At 67.0% G+C, this 17097-nt stretch carries 18 protein-coding genes; 11 read left to right on the plus strand and 7 right to left on the minus strand.

Annotated elements, in window-relative coordinates:
• The first annotated feature begins 28 nt into the window (after positions 1-28).
• Positions 29-1219 carry a sensor histidine kinase gene (locus NA5_RS22155; RefSeq protein WP_063813526.1) on the plus strand — a complete coding sequence of 397 codons (1191 nt, stop codon included), beginning with the start codon at positions 29-31 and terminating at the stop codon, positions 1217-1219.
• Positions 1219-1863, plus strand: a complete 645-nt coding sequence (locus tag NA5_RS22160) for a response regulator (RefSeq protein ID WP_062989020.1) — start codon at positions 1219-1221, stop codon at positions 1861-1863. Before NA5_RS22155 ends, NA5_RS22160 begins: the two co-directional genes overlap by 1 nt.
• Position 1864: 1 nt before the next feature.
• Here the strand turns inward: NA5_RS22160 and NA5_RS22165 are convergent, their stop codons facing one another.
• A complete protein-coding gene (locus NA5_RS22165; protein WP_174555255.1) occupies positions 1865-2239 on the minus strand; it encodes a DUF952 domain-containing protein in 375 nt (124 codons plus the stop codon).
• A 273-nt stretch (positions 2240-2512) separates the two neighbouring features.
• On the opposite strand from NA5_RS22165, the gene NA5_RS42370 reads away from it, so the two are divergent.
• Positions 2513-2707 carry a DUF7455 domain-containing protein gene (locus NA5_RS42370; protein WP_029903635.1) on the plus strand — a complete coding sequence of 65 codons (195 nt, stop codon included), beginning with the start codon at positions 2513-2515 and terminating at the stop codon, positions 2705-2707.
• Between the two features lie 68 nt (positions 2708-2775).
• On the opposite strand, the gene NA5_RS22175 is transcribed toward NA5_RS42370, so the two are convergent.
• Positions 2776-3540 carry a TetR/AcrR family transcriptional regulator gene (locus NA5_RS22175; RefSeq protein ID WP_307188885.1) on the minus strand — a complete coding sequence of 255 codons (765 nt, stop codon included), beginning with the start codon at positions 3538-3540 and terminating at the stop codon, positions 2776-2778.
• Positions 3541-3660: 120 nt separating this feature from the next.
• Here NA5_RS22175 and NA5_RS22180 point away from each other — a divergent pair, with 120 nt between their 5' ends.
• Both NA5_RS22180 and NA5_RS22185 read left to right on the plus strand, forming a co-directional pair.
• Complete coding sequence (locus NA5_RS22180; protein ID WP_062989022.1) at positions 3661-5514, plus strand: DEAD/DEAH box helicase; 1854 nt, start codon at positions 3661-3663, stop codon at positions 5512-5514.
• Positions 5514-6074: a hypothetical protein gene (locus NA5_RS22185; protein WP_062989024.1), complete on the plus strand. Its 561-nt coding sequence runs from the start codon at positions 5514-5516 to the stop codon at positions 6072-6074. The genes NA5_RS22180 and NA5_RS22185 overlap by 1 nt, the downstream gene beginning before the upstream one ends.
• 8 nt (positions 6075-6082) lie before the next feature.
• On the opposite strand, the gene NA5_RS22190 is transcribed toward NA5_RS22185, so the two are convergent.
• Positions 6083-6652 (minus strand): class I SAM-dependent methyltransferase, encoded by a 570-nt coding sequence (locus tag NA5_RS22190; protein WP_062989130.1) that lies wholly within the window; start codon positions 6650-6652, stop codon positions 6083-6085.
• A 55-nt stretch (positions 6653-6707) separates the two neighbouring features.
• Between NA5_RS22190 and NA5_RS22195 the strand changes: the two genes are divergently transcribed.
• The gene (locus tag NA5_RS22195) at positions 6708-7655 is read left to right on the plus strand and encodes an AraC family transcriptional regulator (protein WP_218020137.1); all 948 of its coding nucleotides are present in this window, start codon (positions 6708-6710) and stop codon (positions 7653-7655) included.
• 13 nt (positions 7656-7668) lie between these two features.
• Here the strand turns inward: NA5_RS22195 and NA5_RS22200 are convergent, their stop codons facing one another.
• Positions 7669-8409 (minus strand): SDR family NAD(P)-dependent oxidoreductase, encoded by a 741-nt coding sequence (locus tag NA5_RS22200; protein WP_062989028.1) that lies wholly within the window; start codon positions 8407-8409, stop codon positions 7669-7671.
• 108 nt (positions 8410-8517) lie between these two features.
• On the opposite strand from NA5_RS22200, the gene NA5_RS22205 reads away from it, so the two are divergent.
• Entirely contained in the window at positions 8518-9126 is a 609-nt protein-coding gene (locus NA5_RS22205; protein ID WP_062989030.1) for a TetR/AcrR family transcriptional regulator, read from the plus strand.
• Between the two features lie 8 nt (positions 9127-9134).
• On the opposite strand, the gene NA5_RS22210 is transcribed toward NA5_RS22205, so the two are convergent.
• A complete protein-coding gene (locus NA5_RS22210) occupies positions 9135-10793 on the minus strand; it encodes a DEAD/DEAH box helicase (protein ID WP_245672338.1) in 1659 nt (552 codons plus the stop codon).
• 288 nt (positions 10794-11081) lie between these two features.
• Here NA5_RS22210 and NA5_RS22215 point away from each other — a divergent pair, with 288 nt between their 5' ends.
• Positions 11082-12278, plus strand: a complete 1197-nt coding sequence (locus NA5_RS22215) for a YihY/virulence factor BrkB family protein (protein WP_084484344.1) — start codon at positions 11082-11084, stop codon at positions 12276-12278.
• Here the strand turns inward: NA5_RS22215 and NA5_RS22220 are convergent.
• A complete protein-coding gene (locus NA5_RS22220) occupies positions 12254-12487 on the minus strand; it encodes a DUF3039 domain-containing protein (RefSeq protein WP_062989131.1) in 234 nt (77 codons plus the stop codon). The genes NA5_RS22215 and NA5_RS22220 overlap by 25 nt on opposite strands.
• A gap of 173 nt (positions 12488-12660) precedes the next feature.
• Here NA5_RS22220 and NA5_RS22225 point away from each other — a divergent pair, with 173 nt between their 5' ends.
• Complete coding sequence (locus NA5_RS22225; protein ID WP_062989133.1) at positions 12661-13014, plus strand: DUF3099 domain-containing protein; 354 nt, start codon at positions 12661-12663, stop codon at positions 13012-13014.
• Positions 13015-13119: 105 nt separating this feature from the next.
• On the opposite strand, the gene NA5_RS22230 is transcribed toward NA5_RS22225, so the two are convergent.
• Complete coding sequence (locus NA5_RS22230; RefSeq protein ID WP_062989135.1) at positions 13120-14397, minus strand: MFS transporter; 1278 nt, start codon at positions 14395-14397, stop codon at positions 13120-13122.
• Positions 14398-14672: 275 nt separating this feature from the next.
• On the opposite strand from NA5_RS22230, the gene NA5_RS22235 reads away from it, so the two are divergent.
• Positions 14673-15413 carry a VOC family protein gene (locus NA5_RS22235; protein ID WP_062989034.1) on the plus strand — a complete coding sequence of 247 codons (741 nt, stop codon included), beginning with the start codon at positions 14673-14675 and terminating at the stop codon, positions 15411-15413.
• 68 nt (positions 15414-15481) lie between these two features.
• Entirely contained in the window at positions 15482-16999 is a 1518-nt protein-coding gene (locus NA5_RS22240) for a DUF7782 domain-containing protein (protein WP_062989137.1), read from the plus strand.
• Positions 17000-17097 lie beyond the last annotated feature (98 nt).

Consider the following 17097-nt stretch of genomic DNA (forward strand, 5'->3'; position numbering starts at 1 on the left):
ACGCGTGGACATGTGCTGTGATGGGGCGATGCGGCGGCAGTGGGATGCTTTGTCGGCGACCGCGCAGGACGCGCTGGTCGCCGCGTTCGCGCTCGTCCTCGGCGCCGCGCTCTATCTCACCGGTCTGTTCGAGATGGCCAGCGACCTGAGCCGCCACCCGTCACTTCCGGTGCGGTTCGGAATACTCGCGCTGATCTGCGTGGCGAGCTTCCTGCGGCGGCGCATGCCGATGTCGGCGCTCGGTATCGGGCTGATCCCGTTCGCCATCGATTTCGCACTCGGTCCGACGGTGCCGGTCTGGCTCATCTATTCGGACTTGATCTATGCGGGCGTGCTGTATGCCGCGCCCACACGTTCGCGCGCGCTGGTCACGGTGTGCGGGGCGGTTTCGGCGGTGCTGACCGTGCTTGCTCTGGTGCTGGGCGACTGGCGGATCGCGGTGATCACCATCGCCGCGCTGTTCGCCTTCGTCGCGACCCCACTGTGGTGGGCGCTGTCGGTGCGCGGGCACAAGGAGATCGCCGAGGCCGAACGCAAACGCGCACAGGCGATGACATTGGTCGCCGAATTGGATCGGCGCGCCGCCATTGCCGACGAACGCAAGACGATGGCACGGGATCTGCACGATGTGATCGCGGGACACCTCTCTGCCATCGCCATCCAGTCCGAAGCGGCGCTCGGCGTGCTGGCCCGACAGGACATGGATCCGACTGTCGCCGGGATCATTTCGTCGATCCGGTCCAATAGTGTCAGCGCTTTGCAGGAGATGCGCACCATGATCGGTCTGCTGCGCCGCGACGACGGCGCCGAGGACGATGCGGCCGCACCGCGCAAACTGGCACAGCTGCCGATTCTCGTCGATGCGGCCCGCGCCGCCGGAATCACCGTGCGCGTGCGGGATTCGCTGAACGGGACGGCGCTGCCGAGTGCGGTCGACCAGGCCGCCTACCGAATAATCCAGGAAGCACTGACCAATGCCATGAAACACGCACCGGGACAGGAGGTCGATATCGACGTGCGCACGCAGGCAACGGATTTGGCCCTCTCGGTGCGAAATCCCACACCTGTGCGCAATCGACCGGCCGACGATGCGCGCCACAGCGGCCTGATGAATATGCGGGAACGGGCGGCCGCGCTCGGCGGCACCTTCACCGCCGGACCTGGCGCCGATGGCTGGGAAGTCCTTGCGCGGCTGCCGATCTCGACGACGGAGGTGTGATGATCCGGGTACTGATCGCCGATGACCACGGCGCGATCCGGGCCGGACTGCGGATGATCCTGGAGACCGCCGATGGCATCGAGGTGGTCGGTGAGGCCGCCGACGGCGATATCGCGGTGGCCCAGGCCAAGGCGCTGCGCCCGGATGTGGTGCTGATGGATGTGCGCATGCCGGGCGTCGACGGCATCACCGCCACCGGTCGCATCACCGACGACGGCCTGGCCAGGGTGCTCATCCTGACGACCTTCGACCTTGACGAGTACGTCTTCCGGACATTGCGGGCGGGCGCGTCCGGCTTCGTGCTGAAATCCGCTTCGGGACAAGCACTTGTCGATGCGGTGCGCGCGGTGGCCGCGGGTGACGGTGTGCTCGCGCCCGAGGTGACCGCCGCGGTGATCAATGCGTTCGCCACGACCGACGGCGAGTCGAGCCGCCCCGCGCCGGACGGCTTGGCCGAGCTGACCGAACGCGAACGCGAGGTGCTCGACTGTCTCGGCGACGGTCTGTCCAATGCGCAGATCGCCGCACGGCTGTTCATCGGCGAGACAACAGTCAAAACACATGTCTCCCGCATACTCACCAAACTCGGTGTGCGGTCCCGGGTTCAGGCCGCCATCGTGGCGCGCGAGGGCAGGGACCGGTAGGTCAGGACTGCGGAAAGTTCGGGTCCAGTGCCGCGAAGGTGCCGTCGGGGCCGGGCTGATACTCGACCACGGCGGTGACCGCCCCGACCGGCAGCGGACCGTACAAATGTGGGAACAGCATCGATTCGGGATCGGTGGGCACACCCGGTTCCCATTTCACCGGCGCGCCGACGCGGGCCGGATCGATGCGCAGCAGCACCATGTCACGGCGTCCGGCGAACAGTCGATTGGCGGGCAGATGCGCCTGCTGCGGCGTGGAGAGGTGGATGAACCCGATCTCCTCGAACGACTCCGGGCGGTACTCGCCGGTTTGCCGGGCGGTCAGCCATTCGGCCAGAGTGCAAATGTGAACGAGCGTGTGAGTGTCATGGATCACGGGTAATCTCCCGGTAGACAACTGGATAGGCCTGTTCGTGATCGTGGTCGAGTGGAGTTCGATAGCTGACCAGTGGTGTTCGCCAGTAGCGAAATCCCAGGTGGTGTTATCGAAAACACACAGAATCACTTCCGGGAACAAAGCCCCCGTCCCGAACGTCTGACAGAGTAGTCATACCCCTGCTGGGAAGTAGCGGTAGCGAGCCCGCGGAGTGACCACGGGCCCCACACCAGGTGAACGGACTGTAGTGCCGGGAGCCAGGACGGAGGAGTCATGCCAGGAACCCTGACAAGCACCCCACTGACCGCGGTCGATCGTTGCGACCGTTGCGGTGCTGCCGCACGAGTTCGTGCCGTATTGCCCGCAGGTGGCGAGTTGCTCTTCTGCCAGCACCACGCGAATGAACACATGGATCGCTTGCGTGAGCTCGAAGCCGTGATCGATACGGAATCGGCTCCCGCGCTCTGACCAGTCCTCGCGTCCCGACACAACAGCATCGAACAACAGAACATCGCTGATAGACGACAGCGGGCGACCTACCGGTCGCCCGCTGTCGGCGTTTGCGGTCCCGCTACGGCGGACAGGATGCCGTCGAGCAGTTTCCCGAGACCGAAGGCGAAGTCACCCGCCGGATCCGACGGTGCTTGATAGCGTTCGCCTACCGCCGCACCGACCCGCGAGGCGATCGGGAACTCCTCGACCGACATGACCTCGGTCAGCAAAGGGCCGTGCTGCTCCCACCATTGCGCATCGGTCAGTTCCGCGGTACTGCGGATTCCGGCGATCGCCATTCGCGCATTGCCGGTCGCGAATTCCGACAGCACCGCGATCACCCGATCCATGGCCAGATCGGACAGCCCGATCCCCTCGATCGCGGCCAGCTGCCGTTCATAGCGGCGCATCCGCCCGGGGCCGAGCACCAGCCGCCACGGTGGCACCTCCAGCAGCCACGGGTGCGCGATCAGTTCCGCACGTACCTGTTCGGCGATCGCGGACATCCGGTCACGGACCGGGATATCGGTCGGGATGGGTACGTCCTCCAGTGCGACCGTGTCGACCATCAAGACGGTCAAGGCCTCCTTGCTCGGCACATAGGTGTAGAGGCTCATCGGGCGCAGGCCGAGTTCGGCGGCGACCGCCCGGATCGACACCTTCTCGTACCCCTCCCGATCGGCAAGGGCGATCGCGGCGGCGATGACCGCATCCACACTCACCGTCTGCTTCGGGCCGCGCCCGCCGGATCGCGGCGGCACAGCATGCCGCCAGAGCAGGCTCATCAACTGTTTCGCCTGATCGGTCACGTGGTCCTCACGGAATTAATTCGGTACGCTGTACGTTATTTATAATACTCCGTACATGATACGACGATCTAGGGGATCGCTCTGCCCAGCACACAGGCCACTTATCTGCCCGACCGCCATATGTTCGCGCTGTGGACTTGGACCGGCTCCGCACCGGGCCGCGTGCTCGATGGCGATCGGGAAACGCTCTCTTTAGCGGTGCCGACCGGTCCGGACGGGGCGATCGAGGTCGCCGATGTCGAATGCGCACTCGTCGATCCGGACGAACTGTTGAACCTCGACCTCGGTGCGGCGGACCTGTCCGTCCATGCGTGGCGCGCGGTGCTGTCGGACGACACCGAACTATGCGATGGGCAAGCATCACGGCGACCAGCCGGGACGCAAGCCGACGCCGCGTCCGATGCGGGCGGCATATCGGTGCTGCGCGCACCGGCGCGGTCCGAGTCGGCAAGCGGTTCGGGCGCTACAGTCCGGCTGCCGATCGCGGCGCACGCGATCCCCGATGCCGCCGGGACGGCGATCGTGTCCGCCGAGCACGCGGTCCGGGTGCTGCGGGAAACGCGATGCGTCGGGGCGGAATTGGGGGCGGGGCTGAAGGCCGAGCTGCGGCCCTATCAGGTGCGCGGGGTGGGGTGGTTGCACGAGACTGTCGCGGCGCACGGCGGGGCGGTATTGGCCGATGAGATGGGGCTCGGGAAGACCGTGCAGACGATCGGGTTTCTGCTCGGGCGGGCCGAGGCCGGGGCGCAGCTGGTGGTTTGTCCGACGTCATTGGTCGGGAACTGGGCTCATGAGATCACCCGGTTCGCACCGGGGCTGCGGCCGGTGCTGTGGCGTGGGGGTGAGGTCGCCGATGAGGCCGGGACCGTGGTGGTGACCGGGTATCCGATGTTGCGGTTGCACGGTGGCGTGCTGGCCGATCGCTCCTGGGCGACAGTCGTTTTCGATGAGGCGCAGGCGTTGAAGAATCCGCGCACCCAGGTGTCCAAGGCGGCGCGGGCGTTGACGGCCGGTGCGAAGGTCGCGCTGACGGGTACGCCGGTGGAGAACCATCTCGAGGAGCTGTGGGCGCTGCTCAATCTGGTGGCGCCGCGACTGTTCGGGCATCGCACGCAGTTCCGGCGTCGGTTCGTCCGGCCGATCCACGAGGGTTCGGCCACTGCGGCGGCCCGGCTGCGGGATGCGCTCGAGCCGGTGCTGTTGGCGCGCAGGAAGATTCAGGTCGCCGCATCGCTGCCCGCGAAGATCCACAGCGATCTGCTCTGCGATCTGACCACGGAACAGGAACGGCTCTACGACCAACTGCTCGACAAGGCGATCGATGACGGTTTCGGCCATGGCGTGCAACGACAGAGCCGGGTGCTCGCCGCACTGACCGCCCTCAAGCAGGTCTGCAACCACCCCGGGCTGATCACGGGTGAACTGGGTGAATTGGCGGGCCGGTCCGGAAAGCTGGACCTGTGCACCGATATCGTGGCCAACAATCTCGAAACCGGTGATCCGACACTGATATTCACCCAGTACCGTGCCACCGGCGACCTGCTGGTCCGCCACCTGCACGAGCAATTCGGGGTGCGGGCACCGTTCTTCCACGGCGGACTGAACCAGGCCGAGCGCGCGGAGATCGTGTCGGGTTTCCAAGCCGAAGACGGTCCGCCCGTGCTGATCCTGAGTCTGCGCGCCGCGGGCACGGGGCTCACGCTGACGCGTGCCGCCGATGTCGTTCACTTCGATCGGTGGTGGAATCCGGCCGTGGAAGCCCAGGCCTCCGACCGGGTGCACCGCATCGGGCAGACCCGCACCGTCACCATCACCACTCTGACCTCGGGCACCACGGTCGAGGAGCACATCGCGGGCATGCACGACCGCAAATCCGCGCTCGCGGACCTCAACGATTCGGCGGGCATCGCGGCGCTGGCCCGCCTCGATGACGACCAGCTCATCCAGATCCTGCGCCGCAAGAGGGAGAACTGATGGCGGACAACGAATTCGGATACACCGCGTGGGGCATGGACTGGGTCCGGCTCGCCGAACCCTTGCGCCAGACCCGACCGGACTCGCTACTCCCCCGTGCCCGCAGCATCGCTCGTAACAATGGCGTTCAAGCGACGATCGAAGGGCGCATCGTGCGCGCCGCCATCCACCGCGGTGGGCAGGCCTCGGTAACCCACCTCGAAATCGCGCCCATGGACCGTTCATCAATAATCGCGGTCGCCGAAATCATCCCGGATACCACGGTTCTCACCGACGAGATGCACCGGGCGTTGGTCGGCGCTGGCATCAGTCCGGCGCCGAATCCGGCCGGAACGGACTGCTCCTGCTCTGCCCGCACCGCCCGGTGTGTGCACGTTCTCGCGGTGTACTACGACATAGCCCGCCGCGTTGACGAGAACCCTCGCCTGGCGCTGGAGATCCAGGGATATTTTCAAGCAGCAGCGCAAGATTCGATAGGGCCGGTCGAGTCAGCGCGCTGGACGTCGATCAACGCACTCGATCCCGCGGACTACTTCGAGACCGCAATAGCGGTGCGCTGAAAGCCTTCTCACTCTGGGCGGCGGGCACGGAAGCGGAAGCTTGTCGCGCCGGTTTCGATCTCCACATCGGTGAAACCGACCCGGGCGAGCCGGTCGGCGGCACGCTCCGGCGGTACCGGCACGCAGGTGTCGCCGAGATGCATCAGCCGGAATATGCGGCCGTCGAGACCGTCGCTGCCCGCGAATACGCCGCCGGGGCGAAGGACGCGTAAGGCTTCGGCGAAGAGAGCGTCCTGCGCCCCGACAGTAGGTACATGGTGCAACATCGTGAAGCACACGACCGAGTCGAATTGCGTTGGCGGCAGGGGCATATCGGCACCGTCGCCCTGGATCACCGTCATCGCGGCGCCGTGCCGGGTGCGCAGCCGATCGACGAGCACCGGATCGATCTCGACACCGGTCAGTTCGCTGGTGCGCTCTCGCAAGGCGCGGATATTGGCACCGTAGCCAGGGCCGATCTCGAGTGTGGACGCACCCAGCTCGAGGCCCGACAGCGCCCAAGGAACGATCCGCGTCGTACTCGTTCGCTCCCAGGCCGCCGACCGGCACAGCAATTTGTGGAGGTAGTTCATCGCCATGCGATTCACGCTAGGAGCGGCCGGTTGTGACCACGACAGGCTACGGTGACAAGTTGTGTCGCGAAACGGCCAATCCCTGGTTCCCGGGCAATCCCGGTTACCCCGTCAGCCGAACGGCGAATCCGTGGTACTCCCGGCCGCGATCGGTGATACCGCCATGGTCTTCGGGGCGGGCATCATCTCCGCGGGCTACTGGTTCGACACTCACGAACATCCGCAGCACCAAATCGCCTGGGCGGCAAGGGGTGTCATCGCCGTCGAAATCGGCGACGGGTACTGGGTGCTGCCACCGACCCGCGCCCTGTGGATCCCCGGCGGCACCCGACACCGAACCGGAACCATCCAGGGCGCGACCATGCGCGGCATCTTCGTGGCACCCGATCGCTGCCCGGTCCCGTTGACCACTCCGACGATGCTGCGAGTCTCGCCACTGCTGCGCGAACTGTTCGACCATCTCACCGGGCTCGACGCCGCCCTCACGCCAGGAGCGGACGCGGAGCAACGCGAACATATCGACGAGCGGACGCTCAGCGCCCACCCGCTCATGGACACCCGAGCCGATCGCGTCGGCGACACGCCGATGCGCACTCCCGCCGACGACATCGCCGCCGAACGGCGCGAACGGGCGGAGGCGGTCGTCTTCGATCTGATCGAGCCGGTGGACGTGATTCCCGTTGGTGCCCGGCGACCGGTGGATGCCAGAGCCGGGCGGGTCGCCGACGCCCTGACCCACCATCCCGCCGACCCCCGCACCCTCGCCGAACTCGCCGCCGACGCCGCCACCAGCCCTCGCACGCTCGCCCGCCTGTTCCTCGCCGAAACCGGAATCTCCTTCGGCCAGTGGCGAACCCAGATCCGCCTGGCGGCCTCCCTGCCCCTGCTCGCCGAGGGCCTGCCGATCGCGCGGATCGCGGGCCGCGTCGGCTACGCCACCCCGAGCGCCTACGTCGCCGCCTTCCGCCGCACCGTCGGCATCTCCCCCGGCCGCTACTTCGCCGGGTGATCGCGCCGCGGAGTCAGGCGTTGGTGCCGCCGTCGACGGTGAAGGTCGCGCCGGTGATGCTGCGGCCGGACGGGCCCGCCAGGAAGGTTACGGTGGCGGCGATGTCATCGGCGGTGCCGAAGCGGCCGAGCGCGGTCAGCTCGATTTGGCGCCGGGCGTGGTCTCCGTCGGCGGGGTTCATATAGGTGTCGGTCGAGCCGGGCTGCACCAGGTTGACCGTGATTCTGCGCGGACCGAGTTCGCGCGCAAGGGCTTTCGTGAAACCATTGAGCGCGGATTTGCTCAGGTTGTACAGCGCGAGTCCGCCGAATGCGGCGCGCTCGGACAGGTTGGTGCCGATGCTGATGATCCGCCCACCGTCGGTCATATGCTCGACCGACGCCTGCGCGCCGACGAAGGCCGCCCGCGCGTGGATATTGAGCGCGCGGTCGATCTCCTCGACGGTGAACTCCTCGAACGGCTTGGCCGGGAAAATGCCCGCGTTATTGACCAGTACATCGAGCCCGCCGAGTTCGGCCGCGGCCCGATGCACCGCGGCGACGACCGCGCCCGCGTCGGCGCTGTCGGCTTGGATGGCGATTGCGCGCCGTCCCAACGCTTCCGCCTCGGCGACCACGGATTTCGCCTGCAAATCGTTGTGCTGGTAGGTCAGCGCCACATCCGCGCCCGCAGCGGCCAGGTGCCGGACTATCGCCGCGCCGATCCCCCTGCTGCCCCCGGTCACCAGCGCCACCTTGCCCGTCAGATCCGACATCGTAACTCCTCCTAATTCTGTGTCGATCAATACATAAATAGCTAAGCGCACGAGCGGCGACGGCGTCAAGCGGTATATTTAACGATCGACACAGAAAGGGAGCGAGCCATGGCCGAACGTGGACGTCCGCGCGCATTCGACCGCGAGGTCGCGCTGCGTCGCGCCATGGAGGTGTTCTGGGAGCACGGCTACGAGGGCTCGTCGATGAGCGATCTCACCGCGGCGATGGGCATCAACTCACCGAGCCTGTATGCCGCGTTCGGTGGCAAGGAAGAGCTGTTCCGCGCGGCTGTCGGGCTGTACGGCGAGACCGAAGGCGGCTACACCGCACGCGCCCTGCGCGAGGAACCCACCGCCCGCGCCAGCATCGAAGCCATGCTGCGCGACAACGCCACCGCCTACACCCACGAGGACAAACCGCACGGCTGCATGGTCGTGCTGGCGGGCTCCACCTACACCACGCGCAGCGAAACAATCCGCGACTTCCTGGCCGAAAAGCGCCGTCAGACAACCGAAGACGTCCGCGACCGCCTGGATCGCGGTGTCGCGGAAGGCGATCTACCGCCGGATACCGACACCGCGGCCCTCGCCGGCTTCTACACCACGGTCCTGTACGGCCTGTCGATCCGGGCTCGCGACGGCGCTTCGCACAGTGAACTCACCCAATCCATCGACTGCGCCATGGCGGCGTGGCCCGCGGCGGCCGTCGCACGCTGATCGCTCGGTTACTTGCGGCGCAGGGCCGCGATGCGCTCGCCGAGTTGGTCCGCGGTGGCCAATGCCGTTGGCGGACCGCCGCATTCACGGCGCAACTCACCATGGATCACACCGTGTGGCTTACCGGTGCGATGGTGGTGCATGGCGACCAGGCTGTTGAGCTCGCGACGCAACTCACCGAGCTTGTCCGCGGTCGCGACCCGTTCGGCGGCCGATGCGACCTGCGGACCAGGATCGGGCGTCGCGGCCTCACCGCGTTCGGCGAGCTGCTTCGACTGACGTTCACGCAGCAGCGCCCGCATCTGCTCCGCATCCAATAGTCCGGGAATCCCGAGGTAGTCCGCCTCCTCCGCGCTTCCCGCGAACGTGGCTGTGCCGAAGGAGGATCCGTCGTAGATCACCTGGTCGAGTTCGGCGTCGGCGGCAAGTGCGACGAAGGGCTTCTCGTCCTCGCCCGGCTCGTCCTTCTGCTTGTTCGCCTCCATCAGGAGTTCGTCTTCGAGGCCGTTCTGCTCGCGGTGCGGCTTGCCGATGACATGATCGCGCTGCAACTCCAGCTGCGCGGCCAGATCGAGCAGCACCGGCACCGACGGCAGGAACACACTGGCGGTCTCGCCCGGCTTGCGCGCACGCACGAACCGGCCGATGGCCTGGGCGAAGTACAGCGGGGTCGAGGCACTGGTCGCGTAGACGCCGACCGCGAGGCGCGGCACGTCAACGCCCTCGGACACCATGCGCACCGCGACCATCCACGGCTGGGTGTTCTTGCTGAATTCGGCGATCCGGTTCGAGGAGGACGGATCATCCGAGAGCACCACCGCGGGCCGCTCGCCCGAGATGTGTTCCAGCAGTTCGGCGTAGTCGCGGGCCCGCTCCTGATCGGTAGCGATCACCAGACCACCGGCATCGGGCATACCGCTCGCACGCAATTGGCGCAGCCGAGTGTCCGCGGCGACGAGCACCTTGGACATCCAATCGCCAGCCGGATCCAGTGCGGTGCGCCACGCACGGGCGGTGTGTTCGGCGCTCAGCGGCTCACCGAGGCGGGCCGAATACTCCTCGCCCGCGCTGTCGCGCCAGTGCGCCTCGCCGGAATACGCCAGAAAGACCACGGGCCGGACGACGCCGTCGGCCAATGCCTCCGCGTAGCCGTAGGTGTGGTCGGCACGCGAGCGCGGGAAACCGGCCTCATCGGGTTCATAGGTTACGAACGGGATCTGACTGTCATCGCTGCGGAACGGGGTGCCGGTCAGCGCGAGCCGACGAGTGGCATCACCGAACGCCTCGGCGGTCGCCTCACCCCAGGACTTCGCATCGCCCGCATGGTGGATCTCGTCGAGAATCACCAGCGTCCTGCGTCTTTCGGTGCGAACGCGGTGCCGCGCGGGATGCGAGGCGATCTGCGCGTAGGTGACCACGACGCCGTGATAGTCGCCGGAGGTCGCACCGGTCGCGTTGGAGAAGCGCGAATCCAGCTGAATGCCCACGCGGGCCGCCGATTGGGCCCACTGATGTTTGAGGTGTTCGGTCGGGGCGACCACGGTGACCTGGTCGACGGTGCGGTCGGCCAGCAGTTCGGCCGCTACCCGCAGGGCGAATGTGGTCTTACCCGCGCCGGGCGTCGCCACCGCGAGGAAGTCCCTCGGCTTGGTGGACAAGTACTTCATCAGGGCCCGGCGCTGCCAGGCACGTAGCGAACCACCTGTGGAAACCGCGGCGCTCGATTGTTGCGAATCGCCCGGTGTTTCCGCTTCTCCCGCCACAGCGGCGCCACCCGACACAGTCACGAAGACGACCCTAGCTGTCCCCCATGGCGTGTCGCCAAACCGACGCGGCATGGGCGACGGGCATCACACGCCGAACCGTGCGCCACGCCGTGTTCATCTGCTTCCCATCGACTCGATGCCACGGCAAACCGGAACAATATGCCCGGATGCGCGATGCTGTTAGACATCATGACCGACGAAAGTGCCCTACCACGCCATCCCCCGGGGACCGGCGACCAGCCGATCCACAGTGGTGGAGGCGGCGCGGAACCCAACGCGGCGACCTACGCCCGCAACGCCGCGACGGGGGTCGCCCATGCCGCGCGACAGGGTGGCAAACTCGTCGCGCGGGTGGCGGTGAAGTCGTGGGACGATTCGATTTTCGCCAAATCCGCGGCCGCGGCGTTCTGGCAGACGATGTCGCTGGCGCCGCTGCTGCTCGGGGTCCTCGGCAGCCTCGGTTACGTCGGGGAATGGTTCGGGCCGGACACGGTGCAGATCGTCCAGCAGAAGATCATCGCGTTCAGCCGGGACCTCTTCAGTGCCAGTGTGGTGAGTGATCTGATCGAACCGACGGTCACCGATGTGCTCGGTCGCGGACGCGCCGCCTTCGTCTCGGTGGGTTTCGTGATGTCGCTGTGGGCCGGGTCCTCGGCGATGTCGACCTTCGTGGATTCGATCGTCGAGGCGCACGGTCAGAAGGACGCTCGGCATCCGGTGTGGCAGCGCATCTTCGCCTTGCTGCTGTATGTGCTGTTCCTGGTGGTCGCGGTGTTCCTCTTGCCGCTGATCGCGCTGGGGCCGACGCTGATCGGTCGGGTGCTGCCGGATTCGTGGCGCGAACCCGGGCTGCGGCTGATCGACTCGTTCTATTACCCGGGTGTCGGCCTGCTGCTGATCATCGGGCTCACCACGCTGTACAAGCTGGCACTGCACAAATCGCTGCCATGGCACCGCTTGTTCGGCGGCGCGCTGGTCGCGGGCGTGTTCTTCATGGCCGCCAGTGAAGGGCTGCGCCGGTATCTGGGCTGGGTCACCAGGACCGGCATCAGCTACGGCGCGCTCGCGACGCCGATCGCGTTCCTGCTGTTCACGTTCTTCCTGGGCTTCGCGGTCATCCTCGGCGCGGAATTCAACGCCGCGGTGCAGGAATTCTGGCCCGCCCGCAGCACCCGCATCGACCAGGTGAAGGAATGGTTGTCCAATCAGTTGGGCGGGGACGACTCCGACGCCGACCAGGATGATCCGGCCACAGCGAAGCCCCCGAACCCACCGGAGGCTCAGGGGCCGATCGAGCGGGCGGACGGCGACACCAATGCCGCCCGGACACGGTTCAGCGCGCCGGGCGGTTCGTCACCATCTCAGCCCTTGCGCAAGCCGTCGTAGACCTTCTTGCACTCCGGGCACACCGGCGAGCCGGGCTTCGCCGAGCGCGTCACCGGGAAAACCTCACCACAGAGGGCGACCACGTGGGTGCCCATGACGGCGCTCTCGGCGATCTTGTCCTTCTTCACATAGTGGAAGAACTTAGGGGTGTCGTCGCCCGTCGTTTCGTCGGTGGTCGTATCCGGGCGAACCAGGGTATCGGTACTCACGGATTCCATGATGCCGCATACTCGCGGGCTCGGCTGAGGACGGTCCGCAGTCATCCAACTGACCAGGCCATGTGCGGTTCGCCCTGGACAGTGGAAGACTCAGGGGTATGCAGCAGCACGGCGATACCCCCGACGCCGACGACATCGGCAGCGGTGATCGCCCGGACGTGACAATGCCGACGCCACCCCGCAAGTCCAGCGGATACTTCCCCGGCAATGACGAGAAGCACCCGGTGCTGATCACCGAGGCCGCGCCGTCACTGGAGGATCAGCACCGCGCCAGGGTCCGCCGCTACACCATCATCATGGCGTTCCGCATCCCGTGCCTGATTCTGGCCGCGATCGCCTACAGCGTCTTCAGCAATGCCTTGCTCTCGATCCTGATCATCGCCGCCTCGATCCCATTGCCGTGGATCGCCGTACTGATCGCGAACGATCGGCCACCGCGCCGCAAGGACGAACCGAGCCGGTGGGACCGCCCGCGCACCGCTATCGAATCCCAGCCGCACCGGGCAATCGATTCCTGAGGCTGGTTCGAGCGGTCGAGGACCGAGCTGGACGAGTGATCACCATGTGTTGGTGGAGGGAAACGTCGAGAGGATGCCGCCGTCAGCGCATTCTCGGTGGTGGATTCAGGGGTGGCGGCGGATGCCCGCGGACATGAGGGCGGCTGCGGCGCAGAGGGCGCCCGCGATGTACCAGGCCAGGGTGTAGGAGCCTTGGATGTCGCGGATAATACCGGCGCCGGTGGCGGCTATGGCGGAGCCGATTTGGTGGGAGGCGAAGACCCAGCCGAAGGCGACCGCGCCGTCGGCGCCGAAGAGTTCTCGGCAGAGCATGACCGTCGGGGGGACGGTGGCGATCCAGTCCAGACCGTAGAAGATGATGAATACCCACATGCTCGGCTGAGTGTCCGGCGCGAACAGCGACGGCAGGATCAGCAGCGACAGTCCGCGCAGCGTGTAGTAGCCGACCAATAGGTAGCGGGGGTCGGCCCGGTCGGTCAGCCAGCCGGAGAAGATGGTGCCCGCCACATCGAAGATACCGACCAATGCCAGCAGGCCCGCGGCGGTGGTCGGCGGCATGCCGTGATCGTGTGCGGCACTGACGAAATGGGTGCCGACCAAGCCGTTGGTCGATGCGCCGCAGATCGCGAATCCTCCTGCGAGCAACCAGAATCCGGGGCTGCGGGCGATCGTGGTCAAAACCGTCAGTGCGCGCGTCGCGCCGCCGGACGCCCGCACGCGCAGGCCAACTGTGCTGCCGGGTTCGGCGCCGTACGCGGAAACGCCTGCGTCACTGGGGAAGTCGCGGATGAACAGCAGGACAAGCGGCACCACGGCCAGCGCGACCGCCGCCACGATCAGCGAGGGCACCCGCCAACCGTGTGCATGCGCCACTGTGGACACCAACGGCAGGAAGATCAGCTGCCCGGTCGCGCCCGCCGCGGTGAGCACACCGGTCACCAGTCCGCGCTGGCGCACGAACCAGCGGCCGGTGATCGTCGCCACGAACGGCATGGACATCGATCCGACGCCGACCCCGACCAGGAGCCCCCAGGTCGCCACCAAATGCCAAGGCTGGGTCATGAATACGGTGAGTCCGCTGCCCGCGGCGACGAGGACCAGGGCGCATGCCACCACACGGCGGATACCGAATCGGTCCATCAGCGCCGCCGCGAACGGTGAAATCAGGCCGTACAACAGCAGATTCAGCGAAACCGCGGCCCCGATAGTGCCGTGTGACCAGCCGAACTCCTCGTGCAGCGGATCCAGCAGCACACTCGGCACGGACCGGAACGCGGCCGCGCCCAAAAGCGCGATGAATCCGACACCGGCGACGATCCAGGCGGGATGCAGCCGCCTCGGCACGGAATCGACAGGTACCGGAGGCGTCTGCAGTTCAGTCACCCGCTGAGCGTGCCGGAATTTCGCGTATCGAACGAGTGGCCGGAATGCCATAAACCGCCAAGATCGTGCCAGTTGCGGCCGATCCGAAACCGGGTCGACAGCTTTGCGGGCGACACCTACTGTGTGGCGGGGGGTACTAGACGGAACTCTCTCAGCGTCAGTGATGTGCGACACATCCGCGCCAACCGGGCGCGGACGGCGCCGAATCGCCGGAAGATGCGACAACTGCACGCCGGTGGCGGCGCGGAAACTCCCGCCAGGAAACAGGAGAAAGCATGATTCGGTGGGTCTGGGCCTTCCTCGACCGCCCGACGCAACGTTTCGACGAATGCGCGACATTCTGGTCGACGATCACCGACACCCAACTCTCGCCGCGGCGCGGTGAGAACGACGAATTCCTCACGCTCCTTCCGGATCCCGCACTCTTCGCCGATGCGGGCGTCAAGATGCAGGCGGTGACCGGACTCGGCCGGGTACACCTGGACCTCGACGTCGACGATGTCACCGCCGCGGTCCGCATCGCACTCGACCTCGACGCCGAACTGGTCGCCAACCACAAGAGCTACGCCGTGCTGCGCTCCCCGGGTGGTCAGATCTTCTGCTTCACCCCCAGCGGCCGCACGAAGGGCACTCCCGCCCCGGCCGTGCGCGCCCCGGACGGCACCCTCACCCGCCTCGACCAGGTCTGCCTCGATATCGGCCCGACCGACCACTCCGCCGAAACCCGCTTCTGGACCACGCTCACCAACTGGGACCTGACGCAGGGCCGCCTGCCCGAATTCGCCCGACTGCGCGCGAAAGAGCCGATGCCGGTACAACTTCTGCTGCAGCGCCTCCGCGAGGACCGGCCCGCCGGTGCGCACATCGACCTCGCCTCCGCCGATATCGACGCCACCGCCGCCTGGCACCAGTCCCTCGGCGCGACATTGGTCGAGCGGCATGAGCACTGGATCGTCATGTCCGATCCGGCCGACGCGCCCTATTGCATCACCGGCCGCGACCCGAACGGCGTGTGAGATCGCAGCCCATGTGACACGACGAACACGTTTCGGTAGCTGGTGTGTCGCGGTGGCAGAGTACCGGTGTGCCTACCAACCAGACGACCACCGGATCGCTGCTCACCGCGCTGTGCCCCGATCTGCGGGCCGCGCTGACCCGCGTCGGCTACAACGCCGACACGCTGCTGGAAGTGCTCGGCCCCGACGTGCACGCCGCACTTGGCCGCTCCGAACCGGTACCGGTACGCCGGGCCGCTCGCCAGGCGGGCGCACTCGGCACACTGATCCGTCTGTTGCTGCTCGGTGACGCACTGCCCGAACGCGACGTCGCGGCCGCACTGGCACCGGTGGATATCGACCGCGCGGTGGCGGCCGGTCTGCTCACCCGCGACGGCGACGATGTGCGCGCAGCCCTGGACCTGCGCCCGCTCGACGCGGGCGAAGGCACCCGCTGGATCCTGTCCGACCTCGACGATTCCATGTCCCGGCGCACGCTGACCGAGGATCACGTGCTCGGCGTCGGACACGCCTCCCTCTCGCTGTTGCGCGCCACACCCACCCGCCGCGTCGGTTCGGTCCTCGACCTTGGCACCGGCTGCGGCGTTCAGGCCGTTCACGCTGCCGCGTACGCGGACACGGTCACCGCGACCGATGTGAATCCGCGCGCCCTATGGCTGGCCGAGGCGACGGCCGTACTCAACGGACTCGATATCGAACTTCTGCCCGGTTCCTGGTTCGAGCCGGTAGCCGGGCGCCGCTTCGACCAGGTGGTGGCCAATCCGCCGTTCGTGGTCGGCCCAGCCCGCATCGAGCACACCTACCGCGACTCCGGTCTCGCCCTGGACGGCGCAAGCGAATTGGTGATCTCGCAGGCCCCCAACGTGCTCGCACCCGGTGGCACCGCAGCGATGCTGGCCGCGTGGGTGCATGTGCGCGGCGAGGACTGGCGCCAACGCGTCTCGTCCTGGCTGCCCACGCAAGGCGTCGATGCGTGGGTGGTCCAACGCGATGTCGCCGATCCGGCTCTCTATGTCGGAACATGGCTGCGTGACGCGGGTTTGGATCCGCGCGACCCGGCCGCACAGGCCCGCGCCGAACAGTGGCTCGATGCCTTCGCCGCGGCGGATGTCGAGGGCATCGGCTTCGGCTTCGTCTATCTGCACGCCATCGACGGTCCGACCGAACTGCTCGCCGAGGACTTGACGCACGGCTTCGACGATCCGCTCGGCGCCGAGGCCACCGCGTATTTCGCGCGCTCGGCCTGGTTGCGCCGCGCTGCCGCCGAGGAAAACCTGGCCTGGTCAACACGTTTCGTGGTCGATCCCGCGACCGCACTGGAACGGGTCTATCTGCACAGTGAATTCGGTTGGGACCAGCAGGTCGCGCGGCTGCACCGCGGCGACGGTCCGCGCTGGCAGCATGAGGTGGACGAGTCCACCATCGCGCTCGTCGCGGGAATGCGCGCCGACGGTTTGCCGTTACGAGAGCTGATAGAACTGCTCGCGCTCGCCCACGGACCGGGCGAAGTCACCGAGGAGTTCACGGCCGACGCATTATCCGTGGTGGCCGGATTGGTCCGCCACGGTTTGGTGCGGCCCGTGTAACGAAGCGGCAATCGCTGCCGTCCCGCCGGACGCTTCGCGCACGGGTGGTTCCGACAGGGTGGGGTTCTCAGGAACTTCTCAGACGCAAGTGACGGAAA

The sequence above is a fragment of the Nocardia anaemiae NBRC 100462 genome (assembly GCF_001612725.1).
Taxonomy (GTDB): Bacteria; Actinomycetota; Actinomycetes; order Mycobacteriales; family Mycobacteriaceae; genus Nocardia; species Nocardia anaemiae.

What these genes read in the sequence shown, in the direction of transcription:
- NA5_RS22190 (WP_062989130.1), bottom strand. Translation starts at nt 6,652, where the DNA reads ATGGCGATGAACTACCTCCACAAATTGCTGTGCCGGTCGGCGGCCTGG.
- NA5_RS22210 (WP_245672338.1), bottom strand. Translation starts at nt 10,793, where the DNA reads ATGAAGTACTTGTCCACCAAGCCGAGGGACTTCCTCGCGGTGGCGACG.
- NA5_RS22180 (WP_062989022.1), top strand. Translation starts at nt 3,661, where the DNA reads ATGTTCGCGCTGTGGACTTGGACCGGCTCCGCACCGGGCCGCGTGCTC.
- NA5_RS22205 (WP_062989030.1), top strand. Translation starts at nt 8,518, where the DNA reads ATGGCCGAACGTGGACGTCCGCGCGCATTCGACCGCGAGGTCGCGCTG.
- NA5_RS22185 (WP_062989024.1), top strand. Translation starts at nt 5,514, where the DNA reads ATGGCGGACAACGAATTCGGATACACCGCGTGGGGCATGGACTGGGTC.
- NA5_RS22200 (WP_062989028.1), bottom strand. Translation starts at nt 8,409, where the DNA reads ATGTCGGATCTGACGGGCAAGGTGGCGCTGGTGACCGGGGGCAGCAGG.
- NA5_RS22225 (WP_062989133.1), top strand. Translation starts at nt 12,661, where the DNA reads ATGCCGACGCCACCCCGCAAGTCCAGCGGATACTTCCCCGGCAATGAC.
- NA5_RS22160 (WP_062989020.1), top strand. Translation starts at nt 1,219, where the DNA reads ATGATCCGGGTACTGATCGCCGATGACCACGGCGCGATCCGGGCCGGA.
- NA5_RS22215 (WP_084484344.1), top strand. Translation starts at nt 11,082, where the DNA reads ATGACCGACGAAAGTGCCCTACCACGCCATCCCCCGGGGACCGGCGAC.
- NA5_RS22155 (WP_063813526.1), top strand. Translation starts at nt 29, where the DNA reads ATGCGGCGGCAGTGGGATGCTTTGTCGGCGACCGCGCAGGACGCGCTG.
- NA5_RS42370 (WP_029903635.1), top strand. Translation starts at nt 2,513, where the DNA reads ATGCCAGGAACCCTGACAAGCACCCCACTGACCGCGGTCGATCGTTGC.
- NA5_RS22235 (WP_062989034.1), top strand. Translation starts at nt 14,673, where the DNA reads ATGATTCGGTGGGTCTGGGCCTTCCTCGACCGCCCGACGCAACGTTTC.